The following is a 16,132-nucleotide window of genomic DNA, read 5'->3' on the forward strand; positions in this document are numbered from 1 at the left end:
AGCCATTATTCATATTTGATTAAGCTCTGGTCAACGACCATAATCGGAGAATCATATACCGGAAGATTGCTAAAACAATACTTGTCTCCGTGCTTACTTATATCACCGTTAGGAATCTTATAAACTTTACCAGTCAACAAATCTACCCATACAGGATTCTTAAATTTTCCCCCGGCCACTTCCACATCCACCGGGGTAGGCTGATTGAAGTTTGTAGGAGTAGCTTCATCGTACCATATCAGGAATGACTGTAATTCACTCTTTTCATCTTGATAGGCAAAAAGACTATAAGGATAATCCGTCTTTACCTCAAACCTATGTACATCTACCGAATGCTGTAACAAATCGAACACCGAAGCCAGATGTTGTACGGCATAATAAACCACCTTTGCCCGAACAACCTGGTTTTGTTCATTAGTTTCCAACAGGCCTTTTACATTTTTCTTCTTGATGGCATCATTACCGCCATAGTTCATATCTGCAATACTGAATATCCCGGTAGCAATATCCCGCCCGTGATCACCGAGCATTCTTCTCAAAGCCCATTTGGCCTGCGAGACTTCCGACCATTGATAAGCTCCTAAAGCTCCACCCATATATCCTTTGGATGGTGCACCGTTCTCACCTTGCCACAATTTGATATGATCTGAATATTTTTGTATAACTTGCCGCATCTTCTCAACCTTCGGATACACATCTTCCGGCCGGAACACATACTGGTGATACGAAATCCAATCAAAAAGTTCCAATTTCCCGCGTTCCTTAAAATCCTGCATACATTTCTCCAGAAATTCTGCATCGGCAAAGGCCAATGCCAAAGCAGCGATCTTAGCATCCGGCTCTATTCGCTTTATAATTTCTGCCGTACGAATATTCAGGTCCGTCAGACTCTTATAATCCTTGATCTGTTCTTTATTGATATCCGGCTCATTCCAGATTTCCCATTCATAAACCTTACCTTTATAATGAAGAGCCATAGCCTCCACCCATCTGTTCCAAGCAGTTTTTCCCTCTTCGGAAGTAGGCCAACCTCCTTTCAGATAGGGGGTTCCCCCACCTTCATAGATGGGGTTCCCATAAGATGCCTGTAACCAGATTTTTATTCCACGTCCAACTGCATCATTTATGATGGAATCCAACCAGGCAAAATCATAAACTCCCTTTATCTTTTCTGTTTTGGCCCATCCGGCTTGCAACCGTATCTTTTTAAGCCCCAAAGGAACGATATATTCTTTATACTGATGGTAGTCGGCATAATCCCTATCCAGCACCTCGCATCCTAAAGTCAGATCGTTTTTTACCTCATGAATACTTTTAGGAGATAGTACACCGATCGCTTCATACGGTACGGCAAGATTCGTTTTCACCCGTCCTTCACTAACCGGTGTATGGGTACATGAGCTTACAACCCAAAGCAGCAAGAAATGACATAAAACATTTATTTGATTCCTCATTTTCAATTCCTTTTAAAAAATTATAGTTAGAAACTGTATTATTCTTGTTTATTATATCAGTAGTTCCTTAGTTCTTATAACCTGGATTCTGTTCCAATACAGCATCTTTATTGGCTTCTATTGCACTGTAAGGTATCGGAAACAGTTCATGATAATCTTCCACACGAGGTCCGTTGAGCGTATTGTATTTACGAACACGTTCTACATACTTGCCCAATCGTCCTAACGTAATTCTGCGGAATTCCTCATATACCAATTCGCGTGCACGCTCATCCAGAATATAATCTATGGTGACCTCCGATGCAACTACTTCAGATGTATGAGCACGGTTCCTTACTTCATTGATATCGTTTGCTGCCTTTTCTTTGTCTCCTTTCATTAAAAAAGCCTCTGCCCGTAGCAGATAGGTTTCAGCCAAACGTAGCATATATTGGTCCAGATAAGTAGCACCGGCAGTCGATTTCAGTGTTTTCAGTGCCGGATCGGCATACAGGGCTTCAGGATGTTCACCCGGAGTTGTAATCTTAGTTGGCCACGGATACCAACGCCAAGACTGTTCTTCCAAAAGTTTACTCTTCGTTTCAGGAGCAATAATACTTTTACCATAATACTTGGAAGTAGGCAAATCATAATAAGCATCACGTACCACATTGTATTTGGAATTACGCATATCATTGCTAAAATCGTCGCCCCATACCTCATACAACCACCAATGGGTATTTGACATATTGGAAACTCCACGCCCCCCCACATTGGCATCCGAACGACCATTCGAAGAAAGGAAAGCTTTCTTTCCTTCCGGATCAGTACATGAATATGTCACTGGTGCGGCAAACCGTTCCAGATAATAGGGACGATAAGAAGTTGAAGTCAGATAACCACCTTCTACATCCGGCTCCATCTGAATTACCCATAATGCTTCCGTATTACCCGAAGTTTTTCGGTTCTGATTTTTCCTTCTGAATAGATCCCAATAGACATCTCCTTCTTCCGATTTGTGAGACCCGAACCTGACTTTCATCAAACCTGTATTGGGATTATCAATCACTTCAGAAGCTAAACGAATAGCATCATCGTAGAGTCCCAACGATATACAGGTCTCAGCAAGGTAATGTTTTGCCACTAGATTGGAAATCTTTCCATCAACTACAGTATGAATGTCAGGAAGTACAGTTGTTGCTTCCAGGAAGTCATCATACATAGCTTTCAATACTTCCTCTTTCGAGTTCCGGGTGAAGTCCGTCTTTGGAGAGACATTTTCCTCAAGCACTAACGGAACACCACCGAAAATATAAACCAACGTACGATAACCGAATGCACGGAAAAATTTGGCCTCGGCAGCCACTTGGGATTTTTGTTCCGCGTTCAGTGAACTACCTTCTATACGACTGATGATGGTATTGGCATTATTAATCAGTTTATACTCACGATCCCATACGTCTGCCACACCAGCTTGCTGAGGAGTGAGCCAGTCTTTAAGATTGCCCATGAAATTATTATTGTCACGCGCATTCTTGGCTACATCTGTTTCCTGAAAGAAGACGAAATCACTATTATAGAAATTCGCACGTACTTTCGCATACAAACCTGTTAAGGCTGTTTCATAATCGGCATATGTATTATAGGCATTCTCCGGACTCAGGAAGTCCAGCGGCTTCTCTTCCAGAAAGCTGCTTTCGTTACAAGAGAAAACAAAACATGAGAATAAAAAGGCAATTCCTGCATTAAAAATATTCTGTCTCATAATTCAATCTGTTAAAAAGTTAAATCTATACCAAAAGCATAAGTACGCATTACGGGATAAGAGTCTGTGGTGAAACCAATACCGGCTTCAGGATCCCAACCATCCCAACCTGTAAAAGTCAAAAGGTTCTGTCCGCTAATAAAAAGCCTCAGATTACTCACACCTAACTTTTTAGTCCATCGCTGATCAAAGTTATAGGATAACGATACATCTTGCAAACGGACAAAGCTGCGATTTTGCATCCGATTCGTATCTACGGTAGGAGATAGCCAAGCTGTTGCAAACTTAGCATTCGGATTTCTTGGTGACCAATAATCATAGGCAGTCAGCCAACTCAGGTTCTCGGCATTACCTATCGACTTTCCAATATAATCAGGTTTGGCAATCTTCGACCGATATCCGTTCTTACCTCCCTGAATGGTATTGATGAAAAAACGTAATTCAAACCCTTTATAGCTAAAATCATTGGAAATACCCATCATGTAAGCCGGTTCTTTATGCCCTAGAATCACCCTGTCTTCACCAGCCGTAATCTCTCCATCGCCATTCTGATCCTTAATTTTATAGGTTCCGGGATAAAAACCCTTCATAATAGTACCACTCTCTTTATCTGCCAACTGCCAGATACCTTCCACTTCATAGTCATAAATGGTTCCCAACGATTCTCCGATAAACAGTCCGCTGGCTACCAAGTCATCTTCTTTACCGTCTCCATCAGTATCCTGTCCCAGTAAAGAAACCACCTTGTTCTTATTCGTTGAAAAATTCAGCCGGACATTCCATTGAAAATCTTTTGTTTTCACAGGAGTACCACCGAGTACTATTTCCAAACCTGTATTCTGTAACTTGCCCACATTGCTGCGTACACTGGAAAATCCGGTCATCGTCGGAATAATAACATCCCATAACAGATTCTTTGTGGTAGCTCGGTAAAAGTCTATACTTCCAGTCAGCCTCTCCTTGAAAAAGGAAAAGTCAATACCAACATTATACTCAGCTGTCGTCTCCCACTTTAAATCTTTATTGGACATGCGCATAACAGTAGAACCGATGGACGTACTTGCACCATCGCCAAAAACATATTTCGAGCCTGCATTCAGTTCAACCTTTGCTAAGGAACTGTAACGTGAAGTTTGGTTACCCGTCACACCAAAACTAGCTCTGAGCTTGAGATTATCCATAAATTCCGCTTCGGACAAGAACGCTTCACGAGACAATACCCAACCCAAACCAACAGAAGGAAACAGACCGAACTTGTGATTCTCGGCAAAGCCACTAAAACCATCACGACGTAATGTAGCTGTTAACAAATATTTGCTATCATAATTATAAGATGTACGAAGCATTTGATAAAGGTTGCTCTCCTTATAAGCTGACGAACGTATGGTTTGTATGATAGCCTGTCCCAAATCATTATAACCAGTTACCGTACTAGTATATTGTTGTCCTTTTGCCAGGGTATTGTCATAGGCCTGCCTGCTAGCACCATACACAAACGTTGCATTAATAGCATGCTTACCAAAAGAATTGGTATAATTTACAATATTATCCAGCAACCATACAGATGAATTATCGTGCTGCTTTGATGCTTCTCCTTGTTGACTGGCCTCATACCGACTATAATTATATAAATTCTTGGCATCAAGCGTATAATTATAATTCAAGCGATAGGTCAATCCTTTGATCCAAGGTATACTAACCAGTCCATAAACGGTTGTATTTATCTGATGACGCTTGTCTGAATTTTCGACCATATATTCCAAGAAAGGATTCATAGTTAAAGTTCCATTCGGATTGGTAATCCACTCACCATCCGCATCCTTGGGAGTCACTACGGCCGGCATACGAATAAGAGCATTCATATTGGGGGACTCTCCGGAATAGTCCAAAACGGAGAAAAAAGTATTAGTACCCACCTTCAGCCAAGATGTAGCTTGCACATCAATATTAGCTCTGAATGTAGTACGCTTATATTTGTCATTCTTTACAACTCCTCTTTGATTGGTCCAACTACCGGAAAGGAAATAAGAAACATGTTCGCTACCACCATTGATATTCACCATATCAGTAAATAAATGCCCAGTCTGCATAGCTTCATCCCACCAGTTAAAATCTGTACCATTCTCTATTCCATCCAACTGTTGCACATTCAGTTGTGACTTGGAAAAATCCCAGTTCGGATTTGGAACTAAATAACCGGATTCCTTGGTATAGGCTGACTCATATTCGATATCACGTACTTTCTGCATCCATTCTTCCCGGTTCAATGGCCGGTAATCGACTGTCGGATTACTGAACGCCCAACTACCTGAATATGATATCTTCGGTTTTTGAGCTCTTTTACCTTTTTTAGATGTAATCATCAATACACCATTAGCTGCTTTCGCACCATAAACAGCCTTACTGCTCGCATCTTTCAATATATCAATGGATTCAATATCACTCGGATTAATATCAGAAATGCGCCCACCATATATAATTCCATCCAATATAATTAAAGGAGAAGTACTACCATTAATAGTGGTTTGTCCACGCACTCCGATTGAAGGATCTTCACCAGCTGAATTGGTCTGCCCTATTTGCAATCCAGCCACCGTTCCATGCAAAGATTGCATAATGCTTGTATTCGGCGAATCTTTCATTACATTCAAATCCGCTTTAACCACAGAACCAGTCAAATCTGATTTTTTCATGGTTCCATAACCAATCACAACAACTTCACTTAAGGTTTTTGAATCCTCAACCAATGAAACATTAATCATGTTTTTCTCTCCTACCGGTATCTCCTGGCTTATGTAACCTATATACGAAAATACCAAAGTAGCAGTTTTAGAAACAACCAAAGAATAATTTCCGTCCAAATCGGAAATCGTACCTACGGAACTCTCATTTTTTACCGTAACATTCACGCCTACCAAAGACTCTCCGGTACCGGCATCCACAATTTTGCCTTTTACACCATGCTGAGCAAAAGCCGTGGTGCAAACAAACATACACAGTAGCAAATAACACTTTGTTTTCATAATATAAAATTTAATTTTTCAATGCAAAATTACTATTAGTCTTTTAGGATCAAAATAATCAGCAGAAAAAAAATGCAATTTCTGTTGTAGAACATAAGAATAAGCCATCAAAAGGGCTCTACACGAGGACACACACACAATAGTAGTTAAAAACAAAACCTAAAAATTGGCAATAGAATTATAATTCCTAATTTTGCATTATAAAACTATAAAAAAATAACTTTTATATTATAGATATGATACAAGTCATACATCGGGCCCTAAGCATTCTTGAAGTAATAGCTTCCAGCCCCAAAGAAGACCTAAGCTTGTCCGAAATTGCAGATTCACTTCAATTAAACCATGGAACATGTGCCAACATATTAAAAACATTGGTAAACAGAAACTATGTAGAACAGATAGGCGCAAAGAAGGGATACAAACTAGGCTATATGGCTTATCAATTAACCAACTCATATACCTATTATGCTGAACTGAAAGAAATCGCAAAGCCTCTTATTGAACGGCTTCGGGATAATATAAATGAAACGGTTATTCTCTCCATTATTGAAGGGGGGAAACGAATTTTATTATATGAAGCAGAATGTACCCATGAAATCCAGGTCAGAACCACCCAAGAATCCAGCGTTTATAAAGCTACTACCGGAAGAATGATACTAGCCCACTACTCTCCAAAGGAACTAAACTATTTCACAGGAAAATACGGATTGCCTGATAAAGAATCGTGGCCGGAAATAAAGAATGCACAAAATCTGGTTGCTGCCTTAACTGAAATTAGAGCCAAAGAAGTAGAAATCACTTCCAATGCTAACCATGTTGTCAGCCTAGCAACTCCTATTTATAAAAACAAGACGATCATCGCAAGTCTGGGGATTTACTTGCCAGATATTCGGTTTGAAGAAATTACTAAAATAAATATTGTCGAAAAACTTAAAGAAACAACATTTCTATTGAATAAGGCAATAGAAGAACAAGAATAAAAAATAAGCCCTGTCTCCCGACAAGGCTTATTCACAACACAAACACAAAATAAAACACGACAAAACTACTATGCAATCTTACCTGTCTATGCCGGGGAGGCATAAGTACTAGTTACGGATATTCACATATACATAAACAGCATCAGGCTGATTTGCAACATATAAACAAATGCGGGGAAGCATTTGTTCATTCCCTATTTGTTAATAAAAACAAAAATCTCTTTTACCGCTTATTGAATACCCCTCTCACGAAGCTTCAATTGCCAGTTCCATGCAGAACGCAATGTATCTTCGATGGTTTCAATAGCTTTCCAACCCAACTCTTCATTAGCGAATTTAGGATCGGCCCATACCTTTTCAATATCTCCCGCACGACGACCGACAATCTGATAATTCAGTTTCACACCAGTTGCCTTTTCGAAAGCGTTAATCAATTCCAATACTGAAAGACCGCGTCCCGTTCCGATATTAAACACTTCCACTGTTTCCTTTTGTTTCTTTTCCAAAATACGGCGGATAGCAATAACATGTGCTTTTGCCAAATCAACTACATTAATGAAGTCGCGTATACAAGAGCCGTCGGGCGTATCATAATCATCACCAAAGACGCTCAGTTTCTCACGGATACCGATAGCGGTCTGGGTCAGATAAGGTATCAAGTTCTGAGGCACACCATTGGGTAACTCACCGAGCAATGCTGTCGGATGCGCACCAATCGGATTGAAATAGCGCAGCAAAATTGCATTGATAGGAGCACCTGAAGCCACTGTATCGCGAACGATTTCTTCATTGATCTGCTTCGTATTACCGTAAGGAGATTCAGCTTTCTTAATCGGGGCTTTCTCCGTTACCGGCAATTCGTCCGGCTGACCGTAAACTGTACAAGAAGAAGAGAACACAATACCTTCCACTCCGTGCTTTGGCATCAACTCAAGCAGGTTAATCAATGAAACCAGATTATTGCGATAATAAAGCAATGGTTTCTGAACCGACTCGCCTACAGCCTTACTGGCTGCAAAGTGGATGATGGCTTTAATGCCTTTATATTTAGTAAACACAGCGTCAAGACCAGCGAAATCCAAACAATCCAATTTTTCGAATGCAGGACGAATACCTGATACTTTTTCGATGTTATCAACTACATCGGCGCTAGAGTTTGACAAATTATCTATTATCACTACTTCATAACCTGCGTTTTGAAGTTCTACTACAGTATGTGAACCAATATAACCGGTTCCACCTGTAACCAAGATTTTTTCTTTCATCAGTGATTTATTCTTATAGGTTATCATCGTTGTGGCGGCAAATTTAAGGAAATTAATTTTAGATAAAAAGAAAAAAGAGTATTTTTTTAGTTTAAATTAAAAAGGGGCAGAATTTCTTCTACCCCTTATCTATTACTGAATGTTCTTTTTTTCAGATCTTTACTACACCGGAGAATCCCATGAAAGCCATAGCCAAAAGACCGGCTGTAATTAAAGCAATCGGAGTTCCTTTCATGCCTTTCGGAATATTCACCAAACTCATCTGTTCACGCAATCCCGCAAAGAGTGTCAGTGCCAAGCCAAAGCCAATAGCAGTAGAGAATGCATAAACTACACCCGTCAACAGGTCATAATCCTTTTGAATTACAAGAATGGCCACACCAAGAATACAGCAGTTTGTAGTAATCAAAGGTAAAAATACACCCAGTGCCTGATATAGGGAAGGTGATACTTTTTTAAGAATGATTTCTACCATCTGAACCAAGGCTGCAATTACCAAAATAAAGGTAATTGTTTGCAGGTATTCCAAACCGAAAGCATCAAGAACAAACTTTTGAATAAGGAATGTCACTATAGTAGCAATAGTAAGTACGAATGCTACAGCAGCCGACATACCCAATGCAGTTTCCACTTTCTTGGATACTCCGAGGAACGGACAAATTCCCAGGAATTGTGACAACACGATGTTGTTAACAAAGATTGCCGAAATAAATATCAATATATATTCCATACTAAGTTCTTAATTATGCTTTTTTAAAGCTGTTAATCAATGCAATCAGATAACCCAACGCGATGAATGCACCCGGCGCAAGTACAAATATCAACATACCGTATTCTTCAGGAAGAATAGTCAGATTGAAGATTTTGCCTGTTCCTAGAAACTCACGTACGGCACCCAGCAGAGTAAGAGCCAAGGTAAAACCAAGTCCCATTCCCAAACCATCAAAGAAAGAAGCTACCGGAGTATTCTTTGCAGCAAAAGCTTCGGCACGTCCCAGTACGATACAGTTTACCACAATCAGCGGAATAAACAGACCCAGCGTAGCATACAGAGCAGGAACATAAGCCTGCATCACCATTTGCAACAACGTTACAAAAGATGCGATAACTACGATAAAAGATGGAATACGCACCATATCAGGGATAACATTCTTAATAGCCGAGATTACAATATTAGAGCAAATCAACACGAACATGGTTGCCAATCCCATACCCATACCATTAATGGCGGAAGAGGTAGTACCCAGCGTAGGACACATACCAAGCAGGAGTACAAACGTAGGATTCTCTTTAATAATCCCGTTCATCATAACTTTAAAATTATTCATATCTTCTACTCCTTTCTTTATTTAGCGCTGATGGAATCCGTAGCCTCAGTAGCTGCGTTTTCAGCAGGTTCAACAACTTTTTGTGTAGCGCCCGTAGCAGCATCAGACTCATTCTGACCCGCATAAGCAGCATAAGCAGCATTCACAGCATTCAGGAAAGCACGTGAAGTAATGGTAGAAGCGGTAATAGCATCTACCTGTCCCCCGTCTTTGCTAACAGACAAAGGAGCCTTACCCGGATTCATTCCCTTAATACTTCCTTTGTTGCCTTCTTTAAACCAATCGGCAGCTTTGGAACCCAATCCCGGAGTTTCCGCATGCGACAACAAAGAATAATCTATAATGTTTCCTTCTGCATCAAAACCGACCAGTACCTTCAGTTCACCGCCAAATGCCATTGAACTGGCTTCTACAGCAGCACCAATAAATTGTCCGTCTTTCGTTGCAGGATACACGGCATAATCCACACCATTCACAGCCTGCACCTTTTTTTCCGCAATCGGATCGTTATCAAAACCAGGAACAACCGCACTTACCGCATCACTCAATGTCTTTGCATTGGCTTGTGCAATAGGTTCTTTCGTCAGCTCATTTACATACGCCAGCAACGCCACAGAAATAGCGGTAACACCCGTGAGTACCAGCAACATATTCTTCAAGGATGATTCTAACTTTTTCATTTCTTCTTCGCTACCTCCCCAAAGCGTTTAGGTTTACAATATGTATTTATCAACGGAGTAAAGGCATTCATAATCAGGATGGCGAATGACATACCCTCAGGATAAGCACCGAACAAACGGATAATCACTGTCAGCAGACCGATACACACACCATAGATCAACATCCCTTTCTTGCTCATCGGAGAAGTGACATAATCCGTAGCCATAAAGATAGCACCCAACATCAAACCACCTGTAAGCAGTTGAAGCACCGGAGATACATATACTTCCGGATCTACCAGATGCATGATACCTGAGAATACAAATACTGTTGCCAATATAGAAATAGGAATATGCCAGGTTATAATTTTCTTCCAAAGCATATAAGCCAATCCCAACAGCAATGCCAAGGCACTTACTTCACCCAAGCAACCTCCATTATTACCAATCAATAAGTCAAAAGAAGAAGGCAAATCTTTTAAAGCTTCTATATTTCCACCGGCAATCTGCTTCATCAGGTTAAGAGGTGTAGCCGCCGTCGTTGCATCTGTATAAGAAGTCAACTGTCCGACAACCGGCCAGCTCGTCATCTGCACAGGGAAAGAGAGCAACAGGAATACACGGCCTGCCAATGCGGGGTTGAACGGATTACAACCCAGTCCGCCAAAAGACATTTTACCGACACCTATTGCAAACAATGCACCCAGAATAATAATCCAGATAGGCAGATTGGAAGGTAAGTTGAATGCCAGCAACACACCTGTGATTACGGCAGAACCGTCACAAATAGTCGTGGTTTCTTTCTTTAAAAGGAATTTGCCGATAGCCCATTCAAAGAACAAACAGGCAGCTACCGAAGTAGCCGTAACAATCAGCGCACCCAGTCCGAAGAAATAGAGTGATACGAGAAATGCAGGAATCAATGCAATGAGCACGCCATACATATTCTTTTTCACGCTGTCACCACCATGGACATGGGGCGAAAGTGATACTATTAATTTATTTTCCATACTTCGTTATTTTTTAGCTTGACGCGCACGGATGATCGCTCCTACTTTACCTTTACCCAAACGGCAATAGTCCAGCAACGGACGGTTTGCAGGACAGGTGAACTGGCAAGAACCGCACTCGATACAATCCATTATTCTTTCTTTCTCCATTCTCTCGAATTCGGTATGTTCAGCAAGCGCCGACAACAAATAAGGCTCCAATCCCATCGGACAAGCACCCACGCACTTTGCGCAACGGATGCAAGGTTGAATTTCACCACGCTTGGCTTCCTTATTGTTCATTATCAGAATACCAGAACTACCTTTAGCAGTTGGCACATCTGTATTTATCAACGCCTTTCCCATCATCGGGCCACCACCGATAATCTTACCTGTATCTTCGGGTAAACCACCGCAAGCATCAATCAACTGCTTCATCGGTGTACCGATACGTGCCAGGAAGTTGGAGGGTTTTGCCACCGATTTTCCTGTTACGGTAATCACACGTTCAAACAATGGCTTATTCTTCTGTACAGCTTGATATACGGCAAATGCAGTACCCACATTCTGTACCACAGCACCTGTAGAGATAGGCAATGCGCCACTTGCTACCTGACGGCTGGTGATGGCATCAATCAACTGCTTTTCACCTCCTTGCGGATATTGCACTTTCAAAGCAACCACCTCGATACCTGCATAGCTGGAAGCAACTTTTGTCATCAACTGAATAGCATCCGGCTTATTATTTTCAATACCGATAAATGCCTTATTAACCTTTACGGCCTTCATCAGGATAGATACACCTACCATAATTTCTTCTGCATGTTCCAGCATTAACTGGTGATCAGCTGTCAGGTAGGGTTCACATTCTACGGCATTAATGATCACACATTCTGCCTTGAATGCAGGCGGCGGACAAAGTTTCACTTGAGTAGGGAAACAAGCACCACCCAAACCTACAATACCGGCATCGGCAATCTTTTTCACAATTTCTTCAGAGGTAAGATTACATTCCTTCACCAAAGTTTCTGTGCGGTCAATGCTTTCTTCCCATTCGTCACCTTCTACGTCGATAAAAATAGCTGGCTTCGGATAACCGCTGGCATCGATAATCGAATCGATCTTAGCAACCTTGCCGCTGACGGACGAGTGGATGGCTGCAGATACAAAACCACCGGGTTCAGCAATCTTTGTGCCGACTTTCACCACATCTCCTTTAGCCACAAGCGGTTTTGCAGGTGCACCGATGTGCTGTCCCAGCAGAATCACAGCTTTGGCAGGAACTTCCGCCTTGATGATGGGCTGATGTGCTGAAAGTTTATTTTCGTGTGGATGAACACCACCGATTGAAAATGTCTTCAACATACAATTCTGTATTTTAGTCGTTTATTACTTCTTGATTATTAAGCTTCCGCCTTCGGAGTTTCCACCTGAGGGGTTTCAACTACTTTCGGGGTTTCTACAGCCTTAGGAGCCTCTGCTGCTTTAGGAGTTTCTGTAGCTTTTGGCGCAGCAGCTACTTTAGCAGCAGCCGGAGCAGCACCTTCCGCCTTCGGCTTGCGCGGCGGGAAATTGAGTGCGACAATCGTGTTCTGCGGACAAACTTCCTCGCACTTACGACATGATTTACATTTGTTCGGGTCAATGTAAGCCAGATTATTCTCCAGCGTAATGGCCTCGAACGGACAAACTTTCACGCACTTGCCACAACCGATACAAGCAACCGTACAAGCCTTACGCGCTACGGCACCCTTGTCTTTGTTCACGCATTGCACATAGACACGGCGTGACTTCTTACCCTGCGGGCGGATTTCAATAATATTCTTCGGGCAAGCCTTTGCACAAGCACCACAAGCCGTACATTTGGCTTCATCCACTTCCGGAAGTCCTGTTTCGGGATTCATGTGGATAGCATCAAACTGACAGGCTTCCACACAGTCGCCACAGCCCAGACATCCAAAACTACAACCTGTTTCACCACCATAAAGAGAAGCTGCAATAGCACAACTCTTCGCGCCATCGTACATATTTACACGCGGGCGATTGGCACAGGTTCCATTACATCTCACAACCGCAACCATCGGTTCGGCCGCAGTAGCATCCAAACCAAGGATTTCGGCAATTTGCGTCATGACAGGTTGTCCGCCTACCGGACAGAATTTTCCGCCCAACGAACCTGCTTTTACACAAGCATCGGCAAAACCACTACAACCCGGGTAACCACATCCACCGCAATTTGCTTGAGGCAACACCTCTCCTACCTGTGCAATTCGCGGGTCTTCGTACACGGCAAATTTCTTGGAAGCGATATACAGAATAGCAGCCGAAACCAGCGCTATAGCTCCCAATGAAATCACTGCAATCAGAATTACATTCATAAATTAGTTATTTATTTAATTATTTGTTTTTAATGTTCTAATAGTTAGTCTATCGGCTTTATGGAAAAAGAGAACTTTTTCCCCATACGTGTTTTATTCAGCCATAATATATAATAGTAAGGTATAAGGAGAGCTAACGAACAAATCGCAGAGAAAAGTTCATCGTTCCAGATAGCCATAAATATAAAAAGAGAAATAATCAGAACACAGAAAGGTATTATAAAGGCCAGTAACACCGCCATCATCCCCATGGATAGTTCTCCGAAGACGATTACCCGGTCACCGGGTTGGTAGGAAGATGCATCATTACTGATTACATCAATCATTTTTTCTTTGGTATCAGCCGAGGCACAATGTCCTTTAGCGCTACACGCTGCACAAGCTGACGTTTGGACAATTCTCACCATAACATGAGAACCGTTTATGTTTTCCACAATACCTTGATGTTTTATAATATCTGCCATTTTGCAAACTGTGCATTACAAATTGCGGCAAATTTACGCATTATTTGTGAACTGCAAGGCTTTCACCTACTTTTTTATGTGTACGCTAACGCACTTTTTCCCGTTTTAACTGTTTTTCTTCGCATTTTTCACAGGAAAAGTCAAAAAAGCTGTTTTAAAACACGGATTGATATATCACTTTGCACCCTCATTTAAAGCAAAGCAGAGAATCTATCTGTTAATATTAAATAAGGAGTAGAGCCTTTGGTAAGTACAAAATGACAAAATGATATTTATAAATAAGGCTGCCTCCATTAAAGGAAGCAGCCTTATTTACTACATCATATATCAAGTATCTATAATTACCACTTATAATTGATACCAAAACTCAGAATCTCATTCACCTGGAAGTGACTGTCTCCTGTAGTCGGCTTGCTACTGTCATCATAACGTGCATGTACATACAGTTTTGTAGAAAGATAACGGTTCAATATGAAATTGATCGTATTTTCCCACTCAACACGAGTCCACTCGTAGCTGGTCAGATAATTCAGACGGGAATTCAGTACGATGGAAGGAATAATAGTCCAATTCAATGTCGGTTGTATTTGCGAACCCCAGTTATGACGCACGCTCTTGCCTTCCTCCAGACCAAAATCCACTTCATTTACATCTTTATTACCTATATACCGCATCGTCCAAGTCAACGGAGCTATAAAGACAGACAGATTAAACTTTTTCTTATTCAGTTTGTAGTCCATACCGACACTGGTGGATAAATCCGCCGGAGCAAAGAAAGCTGAGACTAACTTTTCACTGTTCGCTTTATAACCATGACAGAACTGGGTTTTAAATTCTGTTGAAATGGTATAGTACCAATTAGAAGCTGCCTGAATACCCATTTTACTATACAAGCGTAACAGGTCAGTGTTTACCAGATAATCGTGATACTTGTCCGAAGGAGTGGAACCAAAACCTAACTTGGCCTCCAACATATTTTCCCATTGCACTTTCTCGCGATCATTATAATTAGCAAACAGCTGCAGATTCGCCAAGAAAGAATTTGTACTCTCACCACCTTTATACCAATTGTCAGAAATATAGTTCTGAGTAATCTGCAAAGAACCACTTCCACCCGTCACCCACCAATTGGGCTTATGGATCACAACCTCCGCATCCTCTTTTACATTGACCATATCTTCCTGGACAAATAATTTTATAACAGAAGGTTTAGATGAAACTTCTTTTTCAATATTATCTCTGAAGCTTTTCACCTGCATTAATTCATCTTCCCATGCCACAATCTTACGCGGGTTCTCATTAGCATAAAGATATAACAGCGCACGGTCCACCACTTCATTGGCACGTTTCTTCGAAGTAAAAGGAGCTTCATCAAACATCAATGGTTCCTTTACAGAAGTTTTTGCTGTATCAAAAGGCTGGAATTTCCATTTCAATGTTGAAATGCTCTCCATGGGAGAATTATAATAAGTCAACGGGATAAACAAGCGGTAATAATTAGGATTGTCCGCAATGTAACGCTCCGGAGTAGAAGGATCATTCAGGTAATTTAATACTCCGAAATATTTTTCATAGGATATGGAAACAGTATCCAATTGCCGGGTAATACTTCCCGGTTTCAACTTTAAAACAAAATATTGCTTCATTAAGTCCGATAAAGTATCCGCTTGTACTACAGCCGTTTTTTCACCGGTTTTTAATACAGGCTTCACCGAATTCTGCGCCATAACCGACGAAGAAAAAAGCACAGCGATTGCCCATAAAGATAAAAATTTATTCTTCATAACGCCCTAAAATCTATGTTTTGAGCGCAAAATTAAATTAAAATGTTTAGAAAACATAGAAATA

The 16,132-nt window shown here is 41.2% G+C and carries 13 protein-coding genes; 1 reads left to right on the top strand and 12 read right to left on the bottom strand.

All coding sequences use genetic code 11. From position 1 onward, the window contains the following. Positions 1–5: 5 nt before the first annotated feature. From BACINT_RS11725 to BACINT_RS11735, 3 genes are all read right to left on the bottom strand, one after another. Positions 6–1,454, bottom strand: a complete 1,449-nt coding sequence (locus BACINT_RS11725) for a GH39 family glycosyl hydrolase (RefSeq protein ID WP_052302178.1) — start codon at positions 1,452–1,454, stop codon at positions 6–8. Between the two features lie 67 nt (positions 1,455–1,521). Then, the gene (locus tag BACINT_RS11730) at positions 1,522–3,198 is read right to left on the bottom strand and encodes a RagB/SusD family nutrient uptake outer membrane protein (protein ID WP_007663241.1); all 1,677 of its coding nucleotides are present in this window, start codon (positions 3,196–3,198) and stop codon (positions 1,522–1,524) included. Positions 3,199–3,209: 11 nt separating this feature from the next. Further along, positions 3,210–6,221, bottom strand: coding sequence for a SusC/RagA family TonB-linked outer membrane protein (locus tag BACINT_RS11735; protein ID WP_157448655.1), 3,012 nt, complete (start codon positions 6,219–6,221; stop codon positions 3,210–3,212). 236 nt (positions 6,222–6,457) lie between these two features. Between BACINT_RS11735 and BACINT_RS11740 the strand changes: the two genes are divergently transcribed. Continuing rightward, positions 6,458–7,201, top strand: a complete 744-nt coding sequence (locus tag BACINT_RS11740) for an IclR family transcriptional regulator (protein WP_007663243.1) — start codon at positions 6,458–6,460, stop codon at positions 7,199–7,201. 230 nt (positions 7,202–7,431) lie between these two features. On the opposite strand, the gene galE is transcribed toward BACINT_RS11740, so the two are convergent. From galE to BACINT_RS11785, 9 genes are all read right to left on the bottom strand, one after another. Then, positions 7,432–8,466: a UDP-glucose 4-epimerase GalE gene (gene galE, locus BACINT_RS11745; RefSeq protein WP_044155013.1), complete on the bottom strand. Its 1,035-nt coding sequence runs from the start codon at positions 8,464–8,466 to the stop codon at positions 7,432–7,434. Positions 8,467–8,617: 151 nt separating this feature from the next. Beyond that, positions 8,618–9,196 (bottom strand): electron transport complex subunit RsxA, encoded by a 579-nt coding sequence (gene rsxA / locus BACINT_RS11750; protein ID WP_007663245.1) that lies wholly within the window; start codon positions 9,194–9,196, stop codon positions 8,618–8,620. A gap of 13 nt (positions 9,197–9,209) precedes the next feature. Beyond that, complete coding sequence (gene rsxE / locus BACINT_RS11755; RefSeq protein WP_007663246.1) at positions 9,210–9,794, bottom strand: electron transport complex subunit RsxE; 585 nt, start codon at positions 9,792–9,794, stop codon at positions 9,210–9,212. Positions 9,795–9,811: 17 nt separating this feature from the next. Further along, a complete protein-coding gene (locus tag BACINT_RS11760) occupies positions 9,812–10,474 on the bottom strand; it encodes an RnfABCDGE type electron transport complex subunit G (RefSeq protein WP_007663247.1) in 663 nt (220 codons plus the stop codon). Next, complete coding sequence (locus BACINT_RS11765) at positions 10,471–11,463, bottom strand: RnfABCDGE type electron transport complex subunit D (RefSeq protein WP_007663248.1); 993 nt, start codon at positions 11,461–11,463, stop codon at positions 10,471–10,473. The genes BACINT_RS11760 and BACINT_RS11765 overlap by 4 nt, the downstream gene beginning before the upstream one ends. Positions 11,464–11,469: 6 nt before the next feature. Beyond that, positions 11,470–12,807, bottom strand: a complete 1,338-nt coding sequence (gene rsxC, locus BACINT_RS11770) for an electron transport complex subunit RsxC (protein ID WP_007663250.1) — start codon at positions 12,805–12,807, stop codon at positions 11,470–11,472. 38 nt (positions 12,808–12,845) lie between these two features. After that, the gene (locus tag BACINT_RS11775; protein ID WP_007663252.1) at positions 12,846–13,820 is read right to left on the bottom strand and encodes a Fe-S cluster domain-containing protein; all 975 of its coding nucleotides are present in this window, start codon (positions 13,818–13,820) and stop codon (positions 12,846–12,848) included. A gap of 44 nt (positions 13,821–13,864) precedes the next feature. Next, positions 13,865–14,284, bottom strand: coding sequence for a SoxR reducing system RseC family protein (locus BACINT_RS11780; protein ID WP_007663255.1), 420 nt, complete (start codon positions 14,282–14,284; stop codon positions 13,865–13,867). A gap of 341 nt (positions 14,285–14,625) precedes the next feature. Beyond that, complete coding sequence (locus BACINT_RS11785; RefSeq protein WP_007663257.1) at positions 14,626–16,068, bottom strand: DUF3078 domain-containing protein; 1,443 nt, start codon at positions 16,066–16,068, stop codon at positions 14,626–14,628. Positions 16,069–16,132: the final 64 nt, after the last annotated feature.

The sequence above is a fragment of the Bacteroides intestinalis DSM 17393 genome (genome assembly GCF_000172175.1).
GTDB classification, from domain to species: Bacteria; Bacteroidota; Bacteroidia; order Bacteroidales; family Bacteroidaceae; genus Bacteroides; species Bacteroides intestinalis.